Source organism: Aeromonas sp. 102P (assembly GCF_051920345.1).
Lineage (GTDB): Bacteria > Pseudomonadota > Gammaproteobacteria > Enterobacterales > Aeromonadaceae > Aeromonas > Aeromonas veronii.
On record NZ_JBQBCZ010000001.1, the window covers coordinates 621,834 to 646,519 of the forward strand.

The 24,686-nt window shown below is 60.5% G+C and carries 20 protein-coding genes; 7 read left to right on the forward strand and 13 right to left on the reverse strand.

Annotation, left to right across the window (positions count from 1 at the left end; translation table 11 throughout):
- The first annotated feature begins 60 nt into the window (after positions 1-60).
- Genes dnaN through gyrB form a run of 3 tightly spaced genes read left to right on the forward strand, consistent with a single transcriptional unit; the run spans position 61 to position 4,678 of the window.
- Positions 61-1,164: a DNA polymerase III subunit beta gene (dnaN, locus tag ACTG1K_RS02990; protein ID WP_005339306.1), complete on the forward strand. Its 1,104-nt coding sequence runs from the start codon at positions 61-63 to the stop codon at positions 1,162-1,164.
- A 2-nt stretch (positions 1,165-1,166) separates the two neighbouring features.
- On the forward strand, positions 1,167-2,270 hold the full coding sequence (gene recF / locus ACTG1K_RS02995) for a DNA replication/repair protein RecF (RefSeq protein WP_005339305.1): 1,104 nt from the start codon (positions 1,167-1,169) through the stop codon (positions 2,268-2,270).
- Positions 2,267-4,678, forward strand: coding sequence for a DNA topoisomerase (ATP-hydrolyzing) subunit B (gene gyrB, locus ACTG1K_RS03000; protein ID WP_005357188.1), 2,412 nt, complete (start codon positions 2,267-2,269; stop codon positions 4,676-4,678). Before recF ends, gyrB begins: the two co-directional genes overlap by 4 nt.
- A 119-nt stretch (positions 4,679-4,797) precedes the next feature.
- Here the strand turns inward: gyrB and ACTG1K_RS03005 are convergent, their stop codons facing one another.
- The 4 genes from ACTG1K_RS03005 to ACTG1K_RS03020 all read right to left on the reverse strand — a co-directional run bounded on the left by ACTG1K_RS03005 (position 4,798) and on the right by ACTG1K_RS03020 (position 7,837).
- Positions 4,798-5,226, reverse strand: a complete 429-nt coding sequence (locus ACTG1K_RS03005) for a VOC family protein (RefSeq protein WP_440004796.1) — start codon at positions 5,224-5,226, stop codon at positions 4,798-4,800.
- A 15-nt stretch (positions 5,227-5,241) separates the two neighbouring features.
- Complete coding sequence (locus ACTG1K_RS03010) at positions 5,242-5,946, reverse strand: helix-turn-helix transcriptional regulator (RefSeq protein WP_201954376.1); 705 nt, start codon at positions 5,944-5,946, stop codon at positions 5,242-5,244.
- Between the two features lie 65 nt (positions 5,947-6,011).
- The gene (locus tag ACTG1K_RS03015; RefSeq protein WP_421275083.1) at positions 6,012-6,971 is read right to left on the reverse strand and encodes a helix-turn-helix domain-containing protein; all 960 of its coding nucleotides are present in this window, start codon (positions 6,969-6,971) and stop codon (positions 6,012-6,014) included.
- A 95-nt stretch (positions 6,972-7,066) separates the two neighbouring features.
- Positions 7,067-7,837, reverse strand: a complete 771-nt coding sequence (locus ACTG1K_RS03020) for an MBL fold metallo-hydrolase (protein WP_151286427.1) — start codon at positions 7,835-7,837, stop codon at positions 7,067-7,069.
- Between the two features lie 279 nt (positions 7,838-8,116).
- Between ACTG1K_RS03020 and ACTG1K_RS03025 the strand changes: the two genes are divergently transcribed.
- Both ACTG1K_RS03025 and ACTG1K_RS03030 read left to right on the forward strand, forming a co-directional pair.
- Positions 8,117-8,530 carry an Hsp20 family protein gene (locus ACTG1K_RS03025; RefSeq protein WP_005339298.1) on the forward strand — a complete coding sequence of 138 codons (414 nt, stop codon included), beginning with the start codon at positions 8,117-8,119 and terminating at the stop codon, positions 8,528-8,530.
- A 92-nt stretch (positions 8,531-8,622) separates the two neighbouring features.
- Positions 8,623-9,063 (forward strand): Hsp20 family protein, encoded by a 441-nt coding sequence (locus tag ACTG1K_RS03030; RefSeq protein WP_236294203.1) that lies wholly within the window; start codon positions 8,623-8,625, stop codon positions 9,061-9,063.
- A 72-nt stretch (positions 9,064-9,135) separates the two neighbouring features.
- On the opposite strand, the gene ACTG1K_RS03035 is transcribed toward ACTG1K_RS03030, so the two are convergent.
- Positions 9,136-10,386 (reverse strand): valine--pyruvate transaminase, encoded by a 1,251-nt coding sequence (locus ACTG1K_RS03035; RefSeq protein WP_440004797.1) that lies wholly within the window; start codon positions 10,384-10,386, stop codon positions 9,136-9,138.
- A gap of 292 nt (positions 10,387-10,678) precedes the next feature.
- Between ACTG1K_RS03035 and ACTG1K_RS03040 the strand changes: the two genes are divergently transcribed.
- Positions 10,679-10,912, forward strand: a complete 234-nt coding sequence (locus ACTG1K_RS03040; protein ID WP_005355777.1) for a hypothetical protein — start codon at positions 10,679-10,681, stop codon at positions 10,910-10,912.
- Here ACTG1K_RS03040 and ACTG1K_RS03045 read toward each other — a convergent pair.
- Complete coding sequence (locus ACTG1K_RS03045) at positions 10,842-11,666, reverse strand: AraC family transcriptional regulator (RefSeq protein ID WP_440004798.1); 825 nt, start codon at positions 11,664-11,666, stop codon at positions 10,842-10,844. The genes ACTG1K_RS03040 and ACTG1K_RS03045 overlap by 71 nt on opposite strands.
- Before the next feature lie 92 nt (positions 11,667-11,758).
- Here ACTG1K_RS03045 and ACTG1K_RS03050 point away from each other — a divergent pair, with 92 nt between their 5' ends.
- Positions 11,759-12,886, forward strand: coding sequence for a multidrug effflux MFS transporter (locus ACTG1K_RS03050; RefSeq protein WP_440004799.1), 1,128 nt, complete (start codon positions 11,759-11,761; stop codon positions 12,884-12,886).
- 4 nt (positions 12,887-12,890) lie between these two features.
- Here the strand turns inward: ACTG1K_RS03050 and ACTG1K_RS03055 are convergent, their stop codons facing one another.
- The 7 genes from ACTG1K_RS03055 to ACTG1K_RS03085 all read right to left on the reverse strand — a co-directional run bounded on the left by ACTG1K_RS03055 (position 12,891) and on the right by ACTG1K_RS03085 (position 24,615).
- Complete coding sequence (locus ACTG1K_RS03055; RefSeq protein ID WP_042022976.1) at positions 12,891-13,574, reverse strand: response regulator; 684 nt, start codon at positions 13,572-13,574, stop codon at positions 12,891-12,893.
- 58 nt (positions 13,575-13,632) lie between these two features.
- A complete protein-coding gene (locus tag ACTG1K_RS03060) occupies positions 13,633-16,221 on the reverse strand; it encodes a sensor histidine kinase (RefSeq protein WP_013723343.1) in 2,589 nt (862 codons plus the stop codon).
- 126 nt (positions 16,222-16,347) lie between these two features.
- The gene (locus tag ACTG1K_RS03065) at positions 16,348-16,875 is read right to left on the reverse strand and encodes a potassium-transporting ATPase subunit C (RefSeq protein WP_425891643.1); all 528 of its coding nucleotides are present in this window, start codon (positions 16,873-16,875) and stop codon (positions 16,348-16,350) included.
- A gap of 62 nt (positions 16,876-16,937) precedes the next feature.
- Positions 16,938-18,995: a potassium-transporting ATPase subunit KdpB gene (kdpB, locus tag ACTG1K_RS03070; protein ID WP_425856305.1), complete on the reverse strand. Its 2,058-nt coding sequence runs from the start codon at positions 18,993-18,995 to the stop codon at positions 16,938-16,940.
- A 67-nt stretch (positions 18,996-19,062) separates the two neighbouring features.
- Complete coding sequence (gene kdpA / locus ACTG1K_RS03075; RefSeq protein WP_203119675.1) at positions 19,063-20,757, reverse strand: potassium-transporting ATPase subunit KdpA; 1,695 nt, start codon at positions 20,755-20,757, stop codon at positions 19,063-19,065.
- Between the two features lie 464 nt (positions 20,758-21,221).
- Entirely contained in the window at positions 21,222-22,571 is a 1,350-nt protein-coding gene (gorA, locus tag ACTG1K_RS03080; RefSeq protein WP_440004800.1) for a glutathione-disulfide reductase, read from the reverse strand.
- Positions 22,572-22,647: 76 nt separating this feature from the next.
- On the reverse strand, positions 22,648-24,615 hold the full coding sequence (locus tag ACTG1K_RS03085) for an ATP-binding protein (protein ID WP_440004801.1): 1,968 nt from the start codon (positions 24,613-24,615) through the stop codon (positions 22,648-22,650).
- Positions 24,616-24,686: the final 71 nt, after the last annotated feature.

Here is a 24,686-nt window from a genome sequence, read left to right on the forward strand (position 1 = left end):
CAGCGCGAATATTCCAACCTGATCCGAATCTTTTCCTCCTAATCACAACGGAGAGCACAGATGCAGCTCGAAATTAGCCGTGAGGCCCTGTTACGTCCTCTGCAACTGGTGTCCGGCGCCCTCGGCGGCCGACCGACCCTGCCGATCCTCGGCAACGTGCTGCTTGATGTCAGCAACGGTCTGTTGTCACTGACCGGTACCGATCTCGAAGTAGAGATGATCGGTCAGGTCTATCTGAACGGGGCCAGCGAAGATGGCCGCACCACAGTACCGGCGCGCAAGCTGCTGGATATCTGCCGTGGTTTGCCGGAAGGCGCCGAGATCCGTCTCAATACCGAAGGCGAGCGCCTGATCATCCGCTCCGGTCGTTCCCGCTTCAACCTCTCGACCCTGCCGGCGACCGAGTATCCGAACATCGAGGATTGGGAATCCGTGCTCGAGTTCGATATCAGCCAGCTGGAGCTGAAGAAGCTGATCGATGCGACCCAGTTCTCCATGGCCAGCCAGGACGTGCGTTACTACCTGAACGGCATGCTGTTCGAGAGCGAAGGTCACGGTCTGCGTACCGTAGCGACCGACGGTCACCGTCTGGCCACCTGCCGCCGCGAGGTAGTAGGGGAATCGCTGCCCGATCATCAAGTTATCCTGCCGCGCAAAGGGGTACTGGAGCTGGTGCGTCTGCTGGAAGCGGAAGACAAGCCGGTACGTCTGCAGATCGGTCGCAGCAACCTGCGTGCTGCGCTGGACGGCTTCATCTTCACCTCCAAGCTGGTTGATGGCCGCTTCCCGGACTGGCGCCGCGTCATTCCGCGCAACAGCGACAAGGCGCTCATCGCCGGCCGTGAGGATCTGCGTCAGGCGTTTGCCCGCGCCGCCATCCTCTCCAACGAGAAATTCCGTGGGGTGCGTCTCAATCTGCAGGAAAACCTGCTGCGCATCACCGCGAACAACCCGGAACAGGAAGAAGCCGAAGAGCTGCTTGACGTACAATATGCCGCTGGCGAGATGGAGATCGGCTTTAACGTCTCTTATGTGCTCGACGTGCTGAATACGTTAAAATGTGACCAAATTCGGATTAGCCTGAGCGATTCCATCAGCAGTGCCATTATTGAGGATTTTGAACATCAAGATGCTCAGTACGTGGTGATGCCGATGCGGATCTAGTCGTGTCCCTGGTCAAACTCCAGCTCAGCGACTTTCGCAATATCCAGCAAGCCAGCCTCAAGCTGTCGCCCGGCCTCAACATTCTGGTCGGGTGCAATGGCAGCGGCAAGACCAGCGTGCTGGAAGCCATTCACTACCTTGGTCTGGGGCGCTCCTTTCGCACTCATTTGACCGGGCGGGTAATCCGCCAGGGGGAGAGGGCCTTTACCCTGTTTGCCCAGTGTGAACTGGAGGGACGTCAGGTACCGATCGGTCTTGCCAAAGACAAGAGTGGCGAGACCCAGCTCAAGATTGCCGGGGCGCAGGCCCAGCGGCTGGCCGATTTGGCGGAGCTGTTGCCGGTGCAGTTGATCCATCCCGATGGTTTCAACTTGCTGACGGGCGGGCCCCAGGCTCGCCGCGCCTGGCTCGATTGGGGAGTCTTCCATCAGGAGCCGACCTTCTTTGCCCTGTGGGGACGAGTGCGGCGGCTGCTGAAACAGCGCAATGCGCTGCTGCGCCAGAGTACCCAGTACCGCCAGCTGGCGTTCTGGGATCAGGAGCTGGTGCGGCTGGGTGGTGAGCTGGCCGAGTTTCGCGCCAGTTATTGTCAGGCCATTACGCCCCTGATCAAGGAGATGACGGCGGATTTTCTGCCGGAATTCGATATCAGTCTCGGCTTTTACCGGGGCTGGGAGAAAGACACTCCCCTCGGCGATCTGCTGGAGGCGGGGTTTGAGCGGGATCGGGCGCTGGGCTATACCGGTGTCGGTCCACAAAAAGCCGATGTGCGCCTCAAGGCGAACGGGGTGCCCGCTCAGGATATTTTGTCCCGGGGTCAGCTGAAGTTGCTGGTCTGCGCCATGCGACTGGCCCAAGGGCTCTATTTGAATCAACATAGCAGCCGTGGCTGTATTTTTTTAATTGACGATTTTGCCTCTGAACTGGATGTCGACAAGCGCCGCTTGCTGGCCGCAAGGCTGAAGCAGTGTGCGTCCCAGGTGTTTATCACCGCCATCGACACCGGTCAGCTCGCAGACATGATGGATGCGAATGACTGTAAGTTGTTCCACGTGGAACAGGGTAAAATCTCCGAAACGTTAGAGAAGGCAGAGAGTAAGCTATGAGTGAAAATACTTACGACTCCTCGAATATCAAGGTGCTGAAGGGCCTGGATGCGGTCCGCAAGCGCCCGGGGATGTATATCGGCGATACGGATGATGGCTCGGGTCTGCACCACATGGTGTTCGAGGTCGTCGATAACTCCATTGACGAGGCGCTCGCTGGCTACTGCTCCGATATTCTGGTCAAGATCCATTCCGACGGTTCTGTCTCTGTGCGTGACAATGGCCGGGGTATCCCGGTAGACATGCACGAGGAGGAGGGCCGCTCAGCCGCAGAGGTCATCATGACCGTGCTGCACGCTGGCGGTAAGTTTGATGACAACTCCTACAAGGTATCCGGCGGCCTGCACGGCGTGGGTGTCTCGGTAGTTAACGCCCTCTCTGACAAGCTGTTGCTGACTATTCGTCGTAACGGCCACGTCTACGAGCAGACCTATCATCTGGGTGAGCCGCAAGCGCCGCTCAAGCAGATTGGCGACAGCACCGGTACCGGGACCGAAGTTCGCTTCTGGCCGAGCCCGGCCATTTTCAGCGATACCCTGTTCCACTACGAGATCCTGGCCAAGCGCCTGCGTGAGCTTTCCTTCCTCAACTCCGGTGTCTCCATCCGTCTGCAAGACGAGCGTGATGGCCGCGAGGCGCATTTCTGCTACGAGGGTGGCATCAAGGCATTCGTTGAGTACCTGAACCAGAACAAGACCCCGATCCACCCGAAGGTGTTCCATTTCACCACCGAGCAGGATGGTATCGGCGTGGAAGTGGCGATGCAGTGGAACGACGCCTATCAGGAAGGGGTCTACTGCTTCACCAACAACATCCCGCAGCGGGATGGTGGTACTCACCTCGTTGGCTTCCGTACCGCGCTGACCCGTACTCTGAACTCCTATATGGACAAAGAGGACTACAGCAAGAAGGCCAAGTCTGCCGCCAGTGGCGACGACGTGCGTGAAGGTCTGATAGCCGTTATCTCCGTCAAGGTGCCGGATCCCAAGTTCTCATCCCAGACCAAAGACAAGCTGGTCTCTTCCGAAGTGAAGACCGCCGTTGAACAGGCGATGGGTGAGAAGCTGGCGGACTTCCTGCTGGAAAACCCGGGCGATGCCAAGATCGTGGTCAACAAGATCATCGATGCGGCCCGTGCCCGTGAAGCGGCCCGCAAAGCCCGCGAACTGACCCGCCGCAAAGGCGCGCTGGATATCGCCGGTCTGCCCGGCAAGCTGGCTGACTGTCAGGAAAAAGACCCGGCTCTCTCCGAACTCTACATAGTGGAAGGGGACTCTGCTGGCGGTTCCGCCAAGCAGGGTCGCAACCGTAAAAACCAGGCCATCCTGCCGCTCAAGGGTAAAATCCTGAACGTAGAGAAGGCCCGTTTCGACAAGATGATCTCCTCGCAAGAGGTGGGCACCCTGATCACCGCACTGGGTTGCGGTATCGGTCGCGACGAGTACAACCCGGACAAGCTGCGTTATCACAACATCATCATCATGACCGATGCGGACGTCGATGGTGCGCACATCCGAACCCTGCTGCTGACCTTCTTCTATCGTCAGATGCCGGAAATCATCGAACGTGGCTACGTCTACATCGCCCAGCCGCCGCTCTACAAAGTGAAGAAGGGCAAGCAGGAGCAGTATCTGAAAGACGAAGACGCGCTGCTGCAGTACCAGACCGCCATGGCGCTGGATGGTGCCACTCTGCACGTTAACGAGTCTGCCCCGGCTATCGGTGGCGAGGCACTGGAGCGCCTGGTCAACCAGCACCGCTCGGTGACTCACCTGATCACCCGCATGTCTCGTCGTGCGCCGGAAGCGGTACTGACCCAGCTGATCTATCAGCCGGAGTTGAACGAAGCGCTGCTGAACAGCGAGAGCGATCTGCTGGCCTGGTGTCAGGGGATGGAAGCCGTGCTCAACGAGAGCAACCACGGTATCCAGTACCAGATCCAGGTTCGTCGTGACGAAGAGCGCAGCCTGTACGTGCCGCACGCCGTGGTACGTCAGCACGGTGTCGATCGCGAATATCCGCTCAGCTACGACTTCCTGCAGTCCGGTGAGTACCGTCAGTTGGTTTCGCTGGGCAAGGAGATCGCCAACCTGATCGAGGAAGGTGGTTTCATCAAGCGTGGCGAGAAGGTCAAACCGGTTGCCAACTTCGTGGAAGCCGTCGAGTGGCTGATGGGCGAAGGCAAGCGCGGCATCTACATCCAGCGCTATAAAGGGCTGGGTGAGATGAACCCGGACCAGCTGTGGGAAACCACCATGGATCCGGAAGCCCGCCGCATGCTGCGCGTCACCATCGACGACGCCGTCGGCGCTGACCAGCTCTTCTCCACCCTGATGGGTGATGCCGTTGAGCCCCGTCGCGACTTTATCGAGACCAACGCCCTGCGCGTAGCCAACCTCGACGTCTAATCGATGCTGTCAGCTCGATATACAAAAGCCGCTCCCTGTGAGCGGCTTTTTGTTTTTGGGCGGAAGAAGTTGCACGTTCCACGTGAAACATGAAACAGCTTGGTGTTGATGGTTCTAACTCAGCCCAGTTCTGGTGCTAGGCAGTAGAGGCGCAGACGATGGCCATCCGGATCGAGGGCCATGCAGGTGTAGCCAAACTCCATCTTGGTCGGCGCTTGGATCAGGGTGAGCCCGCGCGCCAGCCACTCGGCAGACAGGCGATCGACGGCATCATCATCCGGGAGGGCGAAGGCCAGCTCCATCGCTCCGGCCGTTTGGGTCACGGCAGGTTCAACTGTGGCGCTGGACCAGAGTGCCAGTCTGGCGCCCGATTCGAACACGAACATGGCAAAGGTAGGTGACTCCTCCACCGGTTCACGCCCGAACAACTCGCGGTAGAAGAGCGCGCTGCGGGTCGGATTGGTAACGTAGAGGATGGTGAACTGGGGACTAACATGGTGATGCTCCTTGCTGATGAGATGGCGCATCGGCGCCGACCTCGTCAGCATGGCGCCTACCTGCTGTCAGTTTCTGTCAGCAATGAATTTCGGCTGCGGGATCTGCTGGGTGGCGCGCCACTCCTTCAGCAGGCTCTCTCTGCTTTTTGGATAGCGGCAATCTTGCGGCTGCATCCGGGTGATGCGATCGACCCGAAAGTGGCGAAAGCTCTGACGCAGTTCACACCAGGCCACCAGTACCCGCACCTGCTCGAAGTAGCCGAGGGCAAAGGGCCAGATGGTACGCTCTGAGGCCTCATCCTTGAAGTCACGATAACTCAGGGTCACCTTGCGTTGCTGGCGGATGGCGCTGCGCAGCGGGGCTTCATCGGTGAGGCTGTCGTCGCGGGAGGTGCCGATCAGCAGGGCATTGCTCTGGAGCTGCTGGCGATAGCCGGCGGGCAGCACGGCTTCTATCTTGGCCAGCGCACTGCTGGCCGATGCACTCAAGGCTCCATCACCGTGGGCGACGACCCAACGTGACCCCAGTACCAGCGCATCCAGCTCCTCCTCGCTGAACATCAATGGCGGCAGCATGAAGCCGGGACGCAACACATAGCCGATCCCCGGTTCGCCCTCGATATGGGCACCTTGCGCCTGCAGGGTGGCGATATCCCGATAGAGGGTGCGCAGGCTGATGCCAAGCTGGCTGGCCAGTTCCGCGCCAGTGATGGCGTAACGGTGGCCGCGCAGTAGCTGGAGCAGGGTCAGCAGGCGTTCGGAACGGGACATGGGATGACTCCTCGGGATTTCTGGTTAGCCTGCCATAGCGGAGTGAGCGGGTATAGAGGATGTCATCAGACATTGTTGCCACGAAAAGATCGTCGCCACTCGCTGGGGGAGATGGCAAAGCGGGCGCGGAAGTGGTTGCGCAGAGAGGTGGCACTCTTGAAGCCGACCAGCTCGGCGATGCGATCGATGGAATGACCGCTCACTTCCAGTAACTCCTGACTGCGCCTGAGCCGCTCCGCCAGCAGCCATCCACCCACCGAGAGGCCGGTAGCCTGATGAAAACGGCGGGTAAAGGTGCGGCGGCTCATCAGGGTGTGGGCCGCCAGAGAATCCAGGGTGTGGGGTTCGGCCAGATGGGCACGCAGGTGATCGAGCAACTGGTTCATCCTGACATCGCGAGTGGAGGCGGGCACCGGCTGTTCGATAAACTGGGCTTGGCCCCCTTCCCGGTGAGGCGGGATCACCAGCCGCCGCGCCACCTTGTTGGCGATGGCCGAGCCGTGGTACTGGCGTACCAGATAGAGGCAGCAGTCCAACCCGGCGGCAGTGCCTGCCGAGGTGACCAGCCCATCGTCATCCACATAGAGGGCGTTGGTATCGAGCTGCACGCAGGGAAAGCGGCGGCAGAAATCCTGTTCGTACTCCCAGTGGGTCGATGCTTTGCGACCATTAAGTAGTCCGGCGTAGGCGAGCACATAGGTGCCAAGACAGAGCCCGACCAGCCTGGCACCTCTGGCTCTGGCGGCAATCAGGGCATCGAGCAGCGGTGCGGGTGGTCGGGCTGCCGGGTCGTGCCAGAAGGGAATGACGATGATCTCCGCCTCGGCCAGCACCTCCAGCCCATGGGGCGCCTGAATGGTGAAGCCTTGTGCCGAGTGTGCGTGGCGGTTGCCATCGCCGCAGCAGATCTTGAGCTCGAACAGTGGCTGGCCCGGCAGGATGTCGCCGAAGATGAGGCAGGGGACGGCGCAGTGAAAAGGGCTGAAGTGATCGAAGGTCACCACGGCAACGATCGGGGTGGGCATTATGTTGACTCCTCTCTGCGCGCAGACCTCTCATCATAAGCGTTCGGCAGTGAAAGCCGAAGGGCCATGCGCGCTGTTCGGCATGGCCCAGTCAGTTACAGCGAGAGAGCCTCGCCATCTTCTGGCACCCGTACCCGATCCGTCATGCCCCGTACCGCCAGATAGTCGCGCAGCTCCTGGCGTGACAGCACGGCGTGGTTGACCGCCTCCATATGGCTGGCGATCAGCGTGGCTTGCGGTGCGGCCTGATAAACGGCGGCGACATCCTCCTTGCCCATGATGATGGAACCGAGCCCGGGCACGTGTGCATCGCCGCAGTTGAGGATAATGACCTCGGGTTGATGCTGTTGCAGGGCTTGCTTGACCCGGGGATGCCAGATGGTATCACCGGCCAGATAGAGGCACTGTTCATCGGGGTGGGAGAAGACCACGCCGCACACTTCTCCCATGCGCTCGCCCAGTACCGCCATCAACTGGTCGCTGCCGTGCTGGCCACCGGTCTGCTGCAGGCGAATGCCGGCAAACTCGGGCTGGTCGCTCAGCAGGCGCACATCCTCAAAGCCACTGGCACGAATGGCATCAGCATCTTTCTGATGTTGTACCAAGAGCGGCAGATGTTTGGGGATCAGGGCTCTGGCGGCATCATCCCAGTGGTCGGGATGGTCGTGGGTGACGATAACGGCGTCCACATCGACCAGCTCATTGATCGGCAGCGGCAGCTCGACCAGCGGATTGCGCAGCTGGCTGTTGGCGGTGCCCTCAAAGCCGGGGAAGGCCCCCTTGGCCGAGAGCATGGGGTCGATCAGAAAGCGGGTGCCGGCATAGTCGAGCAGCAAGGTGGCGTTGCGAACCTGAGTAATCTTCATGGGATGGCTCCATGTTGGCTGGTGGATATGCAACCAATTATGGGAGACGGAGCGAGTTGTCATCAGTGGCCCACGGGTCGATTATCATCACTATCGGGCCAACAGGTTGATGTTCTACAGGTCGGCGCGGCCATTTAAAAATTTGAAAAAATCCCCTTGAAAGGAAAAAGTGAGCCCCTATATAGGTAACAAGGCCGGAACGCTCGACAGAGGTTTCGACCAGGCGCCCGTCCATAAGGAGGGCAAAACATCCGTTATCGCTCACAAGAGGGTAATACTATGCGCTCTATCGACTTTTCTCCGCTCTATCGTTCTGCCATCGGTTTCGATCGTCTGGCCAATCTCATCGAATCTGCGGCCAGCAATGGCAATGCCGGTTATCCCCCCTACAACATCGAGCAGCTGGGTGACAACGACTACCGCATCAGCATGGCGGTGGCGGGCTTTACCCAGGAAGAGCTGGAGCTGAGCTTCCAGGAAAATCTGTTGACGGTGAAGGGCAACAAGCAGGCCGATACCGGGCGCAACTATCTCTATCAGGGGATCGCCGAACGTGGTTTCGAGCGCCGCTTCCAGCTGGCCGACTATGTGCGGGTGAAAGGGGCCGACCTGAAAAACGGCTTGCTGCACATCGAACTGGTGCGTGAAGTGCCCGAGGCTATGAAGCCGCGCAAGATCGAGATCAACGGCTGATAGCCTGAATTCACTGAAATTTTAAAATTTCCCGGGTGCCGATGACGGGCCTGTGGAGAGTTGAACCTGTTGCTTATTAGAAGGATAGGATTATGCGTAACCTCGATTTTTCTCATCTCTATTCCAACGCCGTCGGCTTCGAGCGGATGGCCCGCGAGCTGGAAGGTCTGTTCGAGCAGAAGACCGCCGCTTACCCCCCGTACAACATTGAAAAGTGCGATCAGGATGGCTATCGCATCACGGTCGCCGTGGCTGGCTTCGAGCGCGAAGAGCTGGAGCTGGAGACCGAAAACGGCACCCTCAAGGTGAAGGGGCGCAAAGGGGCTGCTGCCGGTGAGCGTCAGTTCCTCCATCAGGGGATTGCCGAGCGCGACTTCGAGCTTGCCTTCAAGCTGAGCCAGCACGTGGAAGTGCAGGGCGCCAAACTGGAGCATGGTCTGCTGACCATAGATCTGGCTCGTGAGCTGCCGGAGGCGCTCAAGCCCCGCGCCATCCCCATCGGTAAACCCGAGCAGCTGGCGCTGCCCGGTTAAGCAAACCTGATAGCGATAAACAAGAGAGGCCTGCATTTGCAGGCCTTTCTGTTTTTGGCTGGCTGGACTGACTTAGCCGGCGTAGAGGGCGTTGATTTCATCGGCCAGAATGGCGATGCCGCGACGCACCAGCTCCTCGCTCTGGGAGTAGTTGAGGCGGATGCACTCCTGGCTGTGGCGCCACTCGGGGTCATCGATGCCGGGGAAGAAGTAGTGACCCGGCACGATCAGCAGGTTTTTCACCTTCAGTCGCTCGTACAGCTCCTGACAGTGGATCGGCAAGCCTTCAAACCAGAGCCAGAGGAAGAGGGCGCCTTCCGGCTTGTGAATGTGGAAGCGCGGGTCGGGGATCGCTTCGCGCAGCAGCTGCACCGCCAGCTCCGCCTTCTGCTGATAGAAGGGTTTCACCACCTGTTCGCTGAGAGTGATTATGTCGCCGCTCTCGATCATCGGGATGGTGATGGCGGGCCCCAGACTGCCCGGCGCCAGATTGATGATGCCGCTCAGGTTGGTGATGGCCTGGATGATCTTCTCGTTGGCGATGACGATGCCGCAGCGGGTGCCCGGCAGGCCGAGCTTGGAGAGGCTCATGCAGAGGATGGTGTTGGCTTTCCAGAACGGCTTGGCTTCGCTGAAGATGATGCCCGGGAAGGGGACGCCGTAGGCGTTGTCGATCAGCAGCGGAATCCCCTTGTCGCGGGCGATCTGATCGAGATGTTCGATCTCTTCGTCGGTGAGCACATTGCCGGTCGGGTTGGTTGGGCGGGAGACGCAGATCACCCCGATATCGTCACCTACCTGCAGACTCTCGAAATCCACGTGGTATTTGAACTGGCCATCGGGCAGCTTCTCGATGGTGGGCTTGTAGGCCACGAAGTAGTCGTCCGCCAGCGCCGAGTCGGCATAGCCGATGTATTCGGGGGCGAGCGGGAACAGCACCTTCTTCTTGCGGCCATCGGCAAATTCACCGGCCAGCAGGTTGAACAGGTAGAAGAAGGCATTCTGGCTGCCGTTGGTCAGGGCGATATTGCGGGCCGAGATATCCCAGCCCAGCTCTTTGCTGAGCAGGGCGGCCAGCGCCTTGGTGAACCTGTCTTTGCCCTGTGGGCCGTCGTAGTTGGCCATCGCTTTGACCAGCTCGCCGTTGTCGAGCAGGCTCTTGGCTTCCGCCTGAAAGCGTTCCAGCATCGCGGGGATGGGGGCCGGATTGCCGCCACCCAGCATGATGGCGTCCGGATTGGTCAGCCCCTGATTGAGGTCATCCATGAGTTGGGTAATACCGGCGTGGCGAGTGAACTTCTCGCCGAACAAGGAAAATTCCATTCGGTGACAGATCCAGAGTCAGTTACGAAGATGTAGCACCATAGCTCAGTTTAAAAGCGGGTGTCGATCAAAAAGATGGGACGTTCCACGTGGAACATGGTGCAAAAATCAAGCGTGGTTAAAAGCACCAACTGTTGGTTTAAAAATGACCGAGCGGGATGCATTTTGCGACTCAATTTGGTATCGAGATATAGTTAATTTAAACAAAATCATAATGTTATGAATTGCGTGAGGATTGGCACAACTATTGGAATAGCTATCTGGTCATCTCAACCATACCGGAGCAAACCAGATGAAAAGCCTGATCGCTACCCTGATTGTGAGTGCCCTGAGCCTGAACGTGATGGCCAACGAAAACCCGCGGCCCGAGCTGGAGAGTGTCCAGCTGGAGCAGGATGTGCAGAGCGAGTTGCAACAGGCATCCCATGCAGTGGTGCAGGATGCGCTGCACAATCTCAAGCCGCTGGCGCTGGATACCCTGGTGGTGGAGGCGAGTCAGGCTGTGGCGACTCACCCCGAGAGTTGAGGTAGCGCAGGGGGGTCTGTCCCGTATGTTGTTTGAAGAAGCTGATAAAGGCGCTGTCGCTGGAGAACTCCAGCGCAGCGGCAATCCGGCTGATGGACTCGCTTTCTGCCAGCAGCTCCATGGCGCGCAACAGCCGCCACTGCTGACGCCACGCCTGATAGCTCATGCCGGTCTCCCGCATGAAGATGCGGCCAATGGTCTTGTCACTGGCACCTACCCGTTCGGCCAGCCGGTTGAGTCGATCGGGCAGGGTATCTCCCCGTTTCAACTGCTGTAGCCAGTCGCCCAGTCTGGGATCGGTCGGCAGCGGCAACTGCCACGACTCCCGCGGCGCCTGCCCCAACTCCTCCATAAACAGAGCCACCGTCCGTTGCTGCTGCTCTTGCGGTTTGTCCCACGGCCAGAGCGCCATCCGTTCGATCAGTTCGTGCAGCAGCGGATTGACCGCCAGCACCTCCACCGTGCCGGGCAACTCGGGGTGCGGCTGGAAGTAGAGTGAGCGGTAGGCCACCACACCACGCATCAGTACCCGGTGGGCAGTGCCCGCTGGCAGCCAGGCTGCGCGGGTGGGCGGCAGCAGGCAGACCCGACCTTCCAGCTCCATGGTCATGCAGCCGGATTGGGCGAACAGCAGCTGATGGCGCTGATGTTGATGCAGGCCCGAGTCGTGCCAACCGAGGGCGGAGGCGATGCCGATCACGCTGCCCGTCAGCTGGTCGGGGTCAAAAGGGTGATCGGGAAGAATAAAGGCCATATGTCCGATTTTTGATGTTTATAGTCCTGCTTATTGTAATCAGACAATCTGAATCTCTCTAGACTGGTGACCTCTTGTGAAGGAGGTTTGTCATGAACAACAAGTTGCCACCGCTCTGGCTGGTGGTGGGGTTGATGATGTTTCCCCAAATTGTGGAGACCATCTACAGCCCGGTACTGACCCACATCGCCACCCAGTTTCGGGTGAGCGAGGGGCAGGCATCCCAGACCCTGTCGGTCTATTTTCTGGCGTTTGCGGTGGGCGTGGTCTGCTGGGGGCGGCTCTGCGATCTGATCGGGCGGCGTCCCGCCATGCTGGCGGGTCTGCTCACCTATGGTGTCGGCACCCTGCTGGCGCTGCTGGCCAACCAGTTTGAAACCCTGCTGCTGGCCCGGGTTATCTCGGCCTTTGGCGCTGCGGTGGGATCTGTGGTGACCCAGACCATGCTGCGCGATAGCTATCAGGGCAGCGATCTGGCGCGGGTCTTCTCGGTGATGGGCATTGCGCTCTCACTCAGCCCGGTGCTGGGGTTGCTCAGTGGCGGCCAGCTGGCGAGCTGGTTCGGCTATCTCGGGGTGTTCAGCGGTCTGCTGGTCCTGGCGGTAGGCTTGCTGCTGGTTGCCTGCTGGCAGCTGCCGGAAACCCGCCCGGCCACCACCCGGAAAGTCGCACTCTGGCCGCTGGCGTGCCGGATGATGAAGGATGGCGGGCTCTGGCGCAGTGCCATGCTGGTCGCCCTGTTCAACACCATGCTGTTTGGCTACTACAGTCTGGCCCCATTCCTGTTTGCTGGGTTGGGGTTGAGCACCGGCGAGTTTGGCTATTCGGGGATCTTGCTGGCGCTGGCGACTCTGCTCGGCAGCCTGCTCAACAAGCATCTGCTGGGGAGGGGGTGGCTGCCGTTCTCTCTGGTCAGACTGGCTTGCGCTCTGGCGCTGGTCGCCGGGCTGCTGGTCTGGGCGAGTCAGTCCAGCCTCTGGTTCCTGTTGCCCATGATGGGAATCGTGGTGGCCTATGGGCTGGCTATCCCCAATGTGCTGAGTCAGGCACTGTTGGCCTATCGCGAGGTGGCAGGCAGTGCTGGCGCCCTGTTCGGGCTTGGCTACTACCTGCTGCTCAGTTTGGGATTGGCGGTGGCGGCCGGATTGCAGGATCTCGGCCTGTTGCTGAGTGGCTGTGGTCTGTTGGCGCTGATTTGCTGCGGGCGTCGTTCCACGTGAAACGTCAGTTGCCGACAAAGCGGTAGCCAATACCGGATTCGGTCTCGATAAGCGTCGGTTGCTGGGGGTTATCCCCCAGCTTTTTGCGCAGGCTGGCGATGACGATGCGCAGGTAGTGGGTATCCTCCTTGTGGCTCGGCCCCCAGATGTCATTGAGCAGCTGGGTCTGCATCACCAGCTTGCCGGGGTGGCACACCAGCGCCTGCAGCAGGGCGAACTCCTTGCGGGAGAGGGGGATCTCCTCCTCCTTCATGGTCACCTTGTGGCTGCTGATATCCAGCGTCAGGCCGCATTGGGGGAAGTGGCGCCGCTCGCCACTGCTGACGCCAGCCCGCTGGCGCAAGAGTACGCGAATGCGGGCCATCATCTCGCCGATGCCAAACGGCTTGCTCATGTAGTCGTTGGCACCGGCATCCAGCAAGCGCACTTTCTCCTGCTCCGAATCACGGGCCGACAACACCAGCACAGGATTGGGGTGGTGTTCGCGAATGGCCTGCAGTACCTGAATACCATCGCCATCAGGCAGGCCGAGATCGAGGATCACCAGATCGGGGTTGAGATGGCGGTACTGCTCCAGCCCTTCATTGACCCCCACCGCCTCACTCACCTGATGCCCCTCGGCAATCAGGCTGATCCGCAGAAAGCGACGGATCGCCGCTTCATCATCTATGACCAGAATGTGTGCCATCGAACCTCCAGAGGCGAATGGTGGGAGGGGCTGATTGACCCGATCTGGCGGTCAGCCATCAGACCTCCGGTGAATTGAGGGCGAGCGGCAGGGAGATGCGCATGCAGGTGCCGTTGCCATTGGGGCCGGAGAAGGCCCAAATCTTGCCGCCGTGGGCCTCTATCATAGCGCGGGAAATGGCGAGGCCAAGCCCGGTGCCACGGCTGCCGCAATCGCCAACTGGCTGGGTGTAGAAGAGGTTGAAGATCTTCTCCCGATCCGACTCGGCGATACCGACCCCGATATCGATTATATCGATGATAAGGTCGGGTTCGGCCACCATCACCTTGAACTCGATGGGGGTGCCAGCTGGCGAGTAGCGGGAGGCGTTGTCGAGGATGTTGACCAGCACCTGCTCGATCAGGGCGCCGTGCACATAGAGCTGGGGCACATGCTGATCGAAATGGACCCGCAGCTTGTGCTGGCGCCAGGAGGAGTCGAGCCGCTTGCGGGCGCTCTCCACCAGATCTGCCAGATCGACCCAGTCCCGTTTCAGCTGGAAGTCGGGGGAGCCGATGCGGGTCATATCCAGCAGATTCTGCACATAGCTGTGCAGGCGGCGCGCCTCCTCCTGCACCGAGTGGAGCAGTTCGTCACGGTCTTCGGCGGGGATCCGGTCACCATATTCCAGCAGGGTGCTGCCAGCCCCCATGATGGTGGCCAGCGGCGTCTTCAAATCGTGGGAGACCGAGGAGAGCAGGGCGGCCCGCATCCGGTCGGTCTCCGCCTGCAACTGGCTGTCGGCCAGCCGCTCGTTGAGGTCTATCCGCGCCAGCGCGGCGCGAATGTCGGTGAGCAGCGCCTGCAGCTGATGCTCGGCAGAGGAGGAGAGCGGATTGGCCAGCGTTATGCCGATCACCAGGTCATCACTGAGGTGGTGATACTGGGCCTCGGCGGCATTGAGAGTGGCGGTGTGGGCACCGGCGCTCTGCTTCTGGGCCAGACACCAGTCGATGGCCGCCTTGTCGGTCTGGCCGGGTCTGTGCTTCTCGTTGCCGAGGCGATCGTTGAACTCCTTGTCGATCACCACGGTCGGCTGGCCCAGTGCCAGCGAGATCGCTTGTGCCCCTTGTCTGAGCACCTCCTCCGGGCTGCTGGCAGTGGCCAACCCCTGACTGAGGGAGAGCAGGGCATTGCCCAACTGCTGGGTTTCGCGCAGACCGATCAGCTGTTGCCGCTGGCGGGAGGCGAGCCGTCCCGCCGTCATGCCGACGATAAGCAGCACAAACAGGGTGAGCAGGTCGCTGTGGTTGGCGACGCTCAGGGAGAAGTAGGGGGCGGTGAACAGCAGATTGTGGGCGATAAAGCCCAGCACTGCCGCCAGTGTGGCGGGCACCAGACTGGTGGTGAGGGCAGTCGCCAGCACCCCCAGTACAAAGATGAGCGGCAACGCCGCGGGCGGCAGCCAGTAGGAGAGCCCCCAGGCGGCGGCCGAGGTGATCCCCATGATGGTCACCGCCAGCAGGCTGTGGTGAATATCCTTCGGGGTCGGGACGCGCATCCCCACTTCGGGCTTCTGCTTCTCGGTATCGACCAGCGTGATTTCGAGCCCCTGAGCCTGCTTGAGCAGGTGTTGCACCAGCGAACGACGCCACGGTGCCTTGTGGGGTTTGCCGAGCAGCAGCTGGGAGACCTGCTGCTGTTCGGCGGTCTCCAGCAGGGTGTTGGCGACCGCCGGACTAGAGAGGGTCAGCACCTTGGCACCGAGGTGGGAGGCGAGCGCCAGCGCCTGCTCCACATCGGCCGAGCGGCGGCCATTGCTGTCGACATGCACTACCAGCCAGGGAAGTTGGCGGCGCTGGGCAAAGCGGTGGCCGTAGCGCACCAGCGCCGAGCCGTGCAGGTCGCCGAGGCAAACCATCAACTTGCCCCGCAGCGGCAAGGTGCTCTTGCCTGCTGCCTGCCATTGCAGTTGCAGATCGCCCTCCACATGGCTGGCGGCGGTCTGCATCGCCAGCTCCCGCAATGCGGTGAGGTTGTTGAGGGAGAAGAAGGATTGCAACGCAGCCTTGGCCTGATGGGGCACATAGACCTTGCCCTCCTTGAGGCGGCCGAGCAGCTCCTTGGGGGGCAGGTCGATCAGCACCAGACTGTCGGCTTCCAGCAGCACCTGGTCGGGCAGGGTCTCTTTCACCCTGACCCCGGTCAGCTGCCACACCAGATCGTTGAGGCTCTCCAGATGCTGCACGTTGAGGGTGGTGTAGACGTCGATCCCGGCGTTGAGCAGCTCCTCCACATCCTGCCAGCGCTTCTCGTGGCGGCTGCCGGGGGCGTTGCTGTGGGCCAGCTCGTCCACCACGGCAATGGCCGGTTTGCGGGCGAGCAGGCCGTCGAGATCCATCTCCTCCAGTCGCTGCTGGCGGTGCATGTGGATCTTGCGCGGCATGATGGCGAGCTTGTCGAGCAGAGCCAGGGTCTCCTGACGGCCGTGGGTCTCCACCACGCCGATCAGGATGTCGACCCCCTCCTTGGCCTGTTCCCGCACCGCCTGCAACATGGCGTAGGTCTTTCCCACGCCGGGAGCTGCGCCGAGAAACACCTTCAGCTTGCCCTTGTGCTCTTGCTCCAGACTTGCCAGCAGGGCGTCGGCCCTTACCTCATCACGCATCCTCATGCTCCTGCATCAGACTCGTCAGCAGGGCGTCAGCGCTTGCTACATCAGCCATTGTTATCCCTATCGAGCCAACTGCCCGTTGCGAAAATCGAGGTCATCACCAAACCGGAATGGGCGCCATCAGGCGCCCTTTTTATGATCCAGTTGCAGATTCAGCTGGAGAATGTTGACCACCTGCGGGCCAAGGATACCAGCTTGTGTGGCCGACTTGACCTGCTCCGTCAGTTGGGCGGGATCCAGTCCACGTTCTTTGGCGACGCGGTCGACCTGAGCCAGCACCGCATCCAGCGGCAGGTGGGGATCGAGGCCGGAGGCGGAGCGGGTCAGCATGGCGGGGGAGCGGGTTCCAGGCTGTGCCTTGGCCACCTGTTCGGCAAACGCTGCCCGCAGCGGTGAGCTCATCCCCAGATTGCTGGCGCTGCCGCCAATGGTGTTGAAATCGCTGGCTGAGGGACGGGGATGGAAGTAGTCAGCCCGCTCGAATTTCTGCCCCAGCAGGGCGCTACCGATGAGTTGCTGCTTGCTGTCGGTCAGCTGGCTGCCGTTGGCCTGCCAGGGGAACAGCAGTTGGGCCAGCCCGGTGACCGCCAGCGGATAACCCACGCCCAGCAGCAGGGTCAGGGTCAACAGGGTTCTGATTGCTATCATGATTCTCTTGCTCCAAAAGGATGGCTGGGGATGCGGGTCTGACCCGCATCCCGGTTATGTCGTTACACCAGACCCAGGCCGGTAATGACCAGATCGATCAGCTTGATGCCGATAAACGGCACCAGCAGGCCACCGACACCGTATATCAGCAGGTTGCGGCGCAGCAGGCTGGCAGCCGAGCCTTTCAGGTCGACACCACGCAGGGCCAGCGGTACCAGCGCCACAATGATCAGGGCGTTGAAGATGATGGCCGACAGGATGGCGCTCTGCGGGCTGCCCAGCTGCATCAGGTTCAGCGCCCCCAGTTGCGGGTAGGCGGCGATGAACAGGGCTGGCAGGATGGCAAAGTACTTGGCCACGTCGTTGGCGATGGAGAAGGTGGTCAGGGCGCCACGGGTCACCAGCAGCTGTTTGCCGACCAGCACCACATCCAGCAGTTTGGTGGGGTTGGAGTCGAGATCCACCAGATTGCCCGCCTCCTTGGCGGCCTGGGTACCCTCGTTCATGGCCAGACCCACATCAGCCTGTGCCAGTGCCGGTGCATCGTTGGCACCGTCGCCGCACATGGCAACCAGACGACCATCAGCCTGCTCCTGCCGGATATAGGCGAGCTTCTTCTCCGGCGTCGCTTCGGCGATGAAGTCATCCACCCCGGCTTCGGCGGCGATGGCGGCGGCGGTTTTCGGGTTGTCGCCGGTGATCATCACGGTACGGATCCCCATATGGCGCAGGATCTGGAAGCGAGCCTTGATACCGGGCTTGATGATGTCCTTGAGGTAGACCACCCCCAGCAGTTTCTCCTGAGTGCAGACCAGCAGCGGGGTGCCACCCTGACGGGCGATGCTGTCGACTGACTTGAGCACCAGCTCCGGCACCGCCTTGCGGTCGAGGCTGAGGTAGTTCAACACGGCATCCACCGCACCCTTGCGATATTGATGACCGTTGCGATCCAGTCCGCTCAGGCGAGTCTCGGCGCTGAAAGGGATCACCTTGTCGCTCTCCTGCTGGCTCGGCTTGGCCATGCTCTTGCTGGCCAGAGTCAGGATGGATTTGCCCTCCGGGGTGTTGTCACCCAGCGAGGCCAGCATGGCGGCTTGTGCCAGCAGGGCGGGGTCGACACCCGGTGCCGGGATCAACTCGTCGGCCATCCGGTTGCCGAAGGTGATGGTGCCGGTCTTGTCCAGCAGCAGGGTGCGCACGTCACCAGCTGCTTCCACGGCACGGCCAGACTTGGCGATGACGTTCAGCTTCACCAGTCGATCCATACCGGCAATGCCGATGGCGGAGAGCAGGCCGCCGATGGTGGTCGGGATCAGGGTGATAAAGAGAGCGATCAGGTAGAGACGCGGGACCTGGGTGCCGTTGTAGTCGAGGAACCAGGGCAGGGTGGCGACCACCAACAGGAAGATCAGGGTCAGGCCCACCAGCAGGGCGTCGAGCGCCATCTCGTTGGGGGTCTTCTGGCGCTTGGCCCCTTCCACCAGTGCGATCATCCGATCCAGCGTGCTCTCGCCCGGATTGTTGCTGACGCGCACCCAGATCTCGTCGGAGACGACCGTCGTGTTGCCGGTCACGCCGCTGCGGTCGGTACCCGACTCGCGGATGACGGGGGCGGATTCGCCGGTGATGGCGGCCTCGTTGACCGAGGCGATGCCGGCGATTACTTCACCGTCGGCCGGGATCATCTCGCCGCTGCGGACCAGCACCAGATCCCCCTTCATCAGGCTGGTGGCGGGTACCCACTCGCCCTGACCATCTTTGGCATTCGCCACCCGACGGGCCTTGAGCTGGCTCATGCCCGCTTTCAGGCTGTCGGCGCGGGCCTTGCCGCGCCCCTCGGCCAGGGTTTCCGCGAAGTTGGCAAACCAGAGGGTCAGCCAGAGCCAGGCGGTCAGCTGCCAGGCCAGTGAGGGAGCAACGCCGGAGAAAGGCTGCCCCAGCAGGGACTCCACCGTCGCCATGACTGCGGCCAGCCAGAGGGTGAACAGGATGGGGCTGCCAAACAGCGCCTTGGGATTGAAGCGATAGATGGCTTCAACCATGGCCTGCAGGATCTGCGATTGCTGTTTTTTGCCCTTCACCAGCATGGTGTCGGGACTCATTGAAGTGGACTTGCTCATTGGAAAGCTCCCAGCATCAGATAGTTGGCCATTGGCATCCGGATGGTGATCGACAGGGTCAGGTTCATCAGAATGCCCCTCCGATCAGGCTCAGGTGTTCGGCCACCGGGCCCAGTGCCAGCACCGGCAGGAAGGAGAGGCCACCTATCAGCAGGACGGTGATGATCAGCAGGGTAACGAACAGCGGGCCGCTGATGGGGAAGTCTCCTTCGCTCGTCTCCTGACGGGGTGCACGGGCCAGCTGACCGGCGATGGCCAGTACCGGAATGATGTAGCCGAAGCGACCGAGCAGCATGGCCAGACCGATGGCGATGCACTGCCAGTTGTCACCGGCGGCAAAACCGGCGAAGGCGGAGCCGTTGTTGCCGGCAGCCGAGGCGTAGGCATAGATGAGGCGTGACAGACCGTGCGGGCCATCATGGCCGATGATGGTGCTGGCATCCGGCATCAGCAGGGTGACGCCGCCGATCACCAAAACCCCCACCGGCATGACCAGCATGCTGGCGACGACCCACTTCATTTCGGTTATGCCGAGGCGTTTGCCCAGATAGGTCGGGGTACGTCCCACCATCAGGCCGCACAGGAACACGGTCAGCAGTACGAACAGCATCATGCCGTAGATACCGGAGCCGACCCCGCCGAAGATGACCTCACCCAGCAGCATGTTGATCATGCCCACCATGCCGCCGAGCGGAGTAAAGCTGTCGTGCATGGCGTTGACGGCACCGTTGGAGGCAGCAGTAGTCGCCACTTCCCAGATGCTGGAGAGCACAGGGCCGAAGCGGCTCTCCTTGCCTTCCCAGTTGCCAGCCATGTTGCTGGCGTCAGTGGTGAGCTGGGCGAGGGTGGGATCCGGTTTCAGCTCCTGAGAGAGTGAGACGAAGAGCCCCAGCACCAGCATGAGGGTCATGGCGCCGAGAATGGCGCGGCTGTGGGCCATGTCTTTCACATAGCGGCCCAGAGTAAAGACCATTGCGGCGGCGATGGTGAGCAGGGCGACCATCTCCAGCCAGTTGGAGAGGGCTGTCGGGTTCTCGAACGGATGTGCCGAGTTGATGCCGAAGAAGCCGCCGCCGTTGGAGCCAAGCTGCTTGATGGCGATCTGAGAGGCCGCCGGGCCGAGCGGCAGCAGCTGCTCCTGACCCTCCACACCGTGGAACGGCAGATAGGCGGAGAGGCTTTGCGGCACCCCTTGCCATACCAGCACCAGCGCCATGATCAGCGCGATGGGCAGCAGCACATAGAGGCAGAAACGAACCAGATCCTGCCAGAAATTGCCAAGGTTGATGGTCTGCTGGCGGGCGATGCCGCGGAACAGGGCAATGGCGACGGCGGCGCCCGTCCCTGCGGAGACGAAGTTCTGGGTGGTCAGGCCTACCATCTGGCTGAAGTAGGAGAGGCTGGCCTCACCGGAATAGGCTTGCCAGTTGGTGTTGGTCATAAAGCTGACCGCGGTGTTGAATGCCAGTTGCCAGCTCAGACCCGGCAGTTGTTGCGGGTTGAGGGGCAGCAACCCCTGCGCCATCAGGATCAGGAACAGCAGACCGAAACCGGCGCCGTTGAAGGCCAGCAGGCTGAGGGCGTAGGACTTCCAGTCCTGCTCCCGCCCATCGGTGCCACAGCAAGCAAGCGTGGCGCGCTCGACCGGTGCCAGCCAGCGGATTTTGCCTTCAAATACCCGGTAGATGTAGTTGCCCAGCAGCGGTGCCGGCAGCAGAACCAGCAGCACGAAGGCCACCGGATAGATTATTTCTTGCCACATGTTCTAGTTCCTCACTCGTGGTCACGGTGCGTCAGGGCACGCATTGGTTTGCTCACGAGGCTCGGCAGTTTGCTGGCCACCGGATAGATAATTTCTTGCTGCATATAGGTAGTCCCTCACTCGTGACTGCGCGTGAGTGCGCGCATCAGATAGGCCATCAAGGCGAGGACGAGCAGCAGATATAGCCAATTCATATCGACTCCATTGAGATAATTAGCTGCGAGAGCCGATGTAAGACCATATCGACTCTGTTGGTGTCATTGACGCTGAAAAGGGTATGTAAAACAGGCGTAAAGGCGCCATAAAGCGCCATGTGGCAGGCGTAAAATCGGCGTAAAGAACGACGGATTTGCGAGAGAAATGGCGAGGAGGGATCAAAAAAACCCGGCCTGAGCCGGGTTTGGATGAAGGGATTACATGGCTGTAGAAGCCGGCCGCTCGTGACAGGCCAACTTCATCTGCTCTTAACGCATAGTGACAAACTCTTCCGCACTGGTGGGGTGGATTGCGACGCAGTTGTCGAAGTCCGCCTTGGTGGCACCCATCTTCATGGCGACGCCGAAACCTTGCAGGATCTCGTCCATCGCAAAGCCGATGCCATGCAGACCGACCACCTTCTCTTCCGGGCCGACACAGACCAGCTTCATCCGGGTGGGCTGGCGATGCTGGGTCAGTGCCGAGTACATGGCGGTGAACTGGCTGCGGTAGACCTTCACCAGGTCCTCGCCGTATTCGGCGATGGCTTCCGGTTCGGTCAGGCCGATGGTGCCGATGGGCGGGTGGCTGAACACCACGGTCGGCACCAGATCGTAGTTGAGGTGCTCGTTCGGCTTGTTGTTGAACAGCCGTTCGGAGAGGCGACGGCCCGCGGCGACGGCCACTGGGGTGAGCTGGATGCGACCCGTGTTGTCGCCCACTGCATAGATGTTGGCGACGGCGGTGTTCTGGAACTTGTCGGTCGGGATAAAGCCCCTCTCGTCCAGCGTGATGCCAGCGGCAGCCAGATTGAGGTTCTCGGTAGCCGGTACCCGGCCGATGGCCCAGATCAGGCAGTCGACGGTGAGATGGCGGCCATCTTCCAGTTGCAGGGTCAGGCTGTTGTCAGCGTTCTTGAGCACGGCTTTGGGAATGGCGTGGGTGTGCAGCTTGGGCCCTTCCTGCGCCATGATTTCGACCAGTGTCTCGTGGATCATAGGGTCGAAGTTGCGCAGCGGTGCGTGCTTGCGCACCACCAGATGGGTCTCTGAGCCGAGTGCCTGCATCACCCCTGCGATCTCGACTGCGATGTAGCCCGCACCCACTACGGCAACCCGCTTGGGTTGGCTTTGCAGGTCAAAGAAACCGTCGGAGTCGATACCCAGCTCGGCACCCGGGATCGCCGGAATTTCCGGGCGGCCACCGGTGGCGATCAGGATGTGATCAGCCGTGTAGTGCTCGCCATTAACCTCGATGGTGTTGCTGCTGACGAAGCGGGCGAAGCCCTTGATGACGGTGATCTGGTTCTTGCCCAGCACGTTCTGATAGGACTGGTGAATGCGGCCGATGTAGGCCTGGCGGGACTCGACCAGCTTGGCCCAGTTGAAGTGGTTGAGGGTGGTGTCAAAGCCGTAGTCGGCGCCATATTTCAGGGCATCGGCGATCTGGCCTGCATACCACATGGCCTTCTTCGGTACGCAGCCTACGTTGACGCAGGTTCCACCCAACTCTTTGGCTTCAATCAGGGCAACTTTCTTACCGTACATGGCAGCCCGGTTGGCAGAAGCAATACCGCCGCTGCCGCCGCCGATGGCGATATAGTCAAAATGCTGTGCCATTGCGAGGTTCTCCGCTCATTAAGAATGCAATCACAGCATGATGGGGATAAAGCGGCTGGCTCACAAGAGCCAGCGCTCAGTTATGTTGTATCGGCAGGCGAATATGGAACTGGGCGCCCTGGCCCGGTTCGCTGGCACTGCTGATACGGCCTTTCAGCAGTTGCACCACCAGGTTGTAGATGATGTGGGTGCCAAGACCGCTGCCGCCCTGACCCCGCTTGGAGGTGACGAAGGGATCGAAGATGCGCGGCAAGATTTCCGGCGGGATGCCGCGGCCGTTGTCCGAATAGTCGATAAACAGCTCCTCTCCCTGCTGTTCCACCTTGATGGTGATCTTCTTCGGTTTGTCCCAGTTGTCGAACCCGTGGTTGATGGAGTTGAGGATCAGGTTCGAGTAGATCTGGGTAAAGCTGCCCGGGAAGGAGAAGATCGACAGCTTGGGATCGCACTGAATATCCACTTCGCACTGGCTCTTCTTCAATTTGTGGCCAAGCGAGACCACTACCTGATGGAGGTTGTCGGCGAGACTGAAGTTGTAGCGCGCTTCCGATGACTGATCGACCGCTACCTGTTTGAAGCTGGCGATCAGCTCGGAGGCGCGCCGCAGGTTGCTCTGCAGCAGCTGCATCGACTCGTCGAGGTTGACGGTGAACTCGTTGAGATAGGAGCGCGACAGTTGTTTGGAGTCGATATGGGACTTGAAGTCGGCGACCCGCTCTTGCAGGTAGGAGGAGGCGGTCACGCTGATGCCGATCGGAGTGTTGATCTCGTGTGCCACCCCGGCCACCAGCGAGCCGAGGGAGGCCATCTTCTCGGACTCCACCAGAGTCTGCTGGGCCTGCTTCAGGTCGTCGTACGCCTTGCCCAGCTGGTTGTTGGCTTCGCTCAGGCTGCGGGTACGCTCCACCACCTTGCCTTCCAGCTGTTCGTTGAGCTGGATTATCTCCCGCTCGACCTTTTTCAGCTGGGTGATGTCGTAGCCGAAGCCGATCTGGTACTTGAGGTTGGGACCATCGTAGAAGGGGACGAAGGTCCATTGCAGTACCAGCTCATGGGCCTGCTGGTCATGCATGATGACCTCTTTGTCGGCCAATGAACCTTCCGCTGCCAGAATATCGTTCAGCTCTTCCCGTTGCGCCGGGCTGACAAAGAGATCCAGCCAGTTGTGTTGCAACAGCTCCTGCTGGTGGTAGCCGGTCAGCAAGATGGCTGCCGGGTTGATGCTGGCGATGGTCAAATCCGGTTCCATGCAGCAGATGACCATGTTGGCGGAGTTGATCAGGGTGGCGGAGAAGTCCCGTTCCTTTTGCAGTTGTTCGACCGCCTGATGGCGGGCAACCAGCTCGTCACGCAGTCGGGTGCGCATCTGGTTGAGGGTGGAGACCAGGGTATCCAGCTCATCGGGTTTCTTGCGTGGCTGCGGGCGGCCTTCCAGCTCCAGCTCCATGTCGAGCCGATCGAGGTTGAACTTCTGGGCGTAGTTGGCGATGCGGTTGATGTGCCTGACCACCAGATAGTAAATGATGATCAGGATGCAAAATGAGACCACCAGGGTCTTGATGGTCTGGCTGACCATGATCAGCACCGATTTTTCGATGAGGCGCTGGTAGATCTGCTCGAGAGAGGCGGCAACGAACAGCTTGCCGACAATCTCCCCCTGATAGGTGAGGTTGAATTCTCGGGAGATATCATAGCTTTCCCGCTCGACCCCCTGGGTCAGCAGCGGGACTTCGGAGTTGCCGAGCATCTCCTTGACCATCACGAACTGCATGTTGGGCAGGTTCATGATCCCTTCAATTTGCACTTTGACCTGCTCTTCATCCAGGTTCCACAAGCTGGCGGCGATGGGTTGCAGGAACGAGGCCTCGATCTGGCCGATGCTGTCTTCGATAACGGCGACATCCTTGCGGTAATCCCACGCGAGTTGCAGCGCCGTAATGATCATCGCCAATACGGTACTGCAGACCAGAATGTAGGAGAGCAGGCGATATGAGAGTCCGTTGCGGCCTACGGCCCTGGCGGTCTTGGAGAAGAGTCCTGACATGGCGTCCTTGCGGTCTGGATGTGGTGTTTTTTAGTTTAACTGCTTCATGCACTTATGTCGTCTTTCCTGCA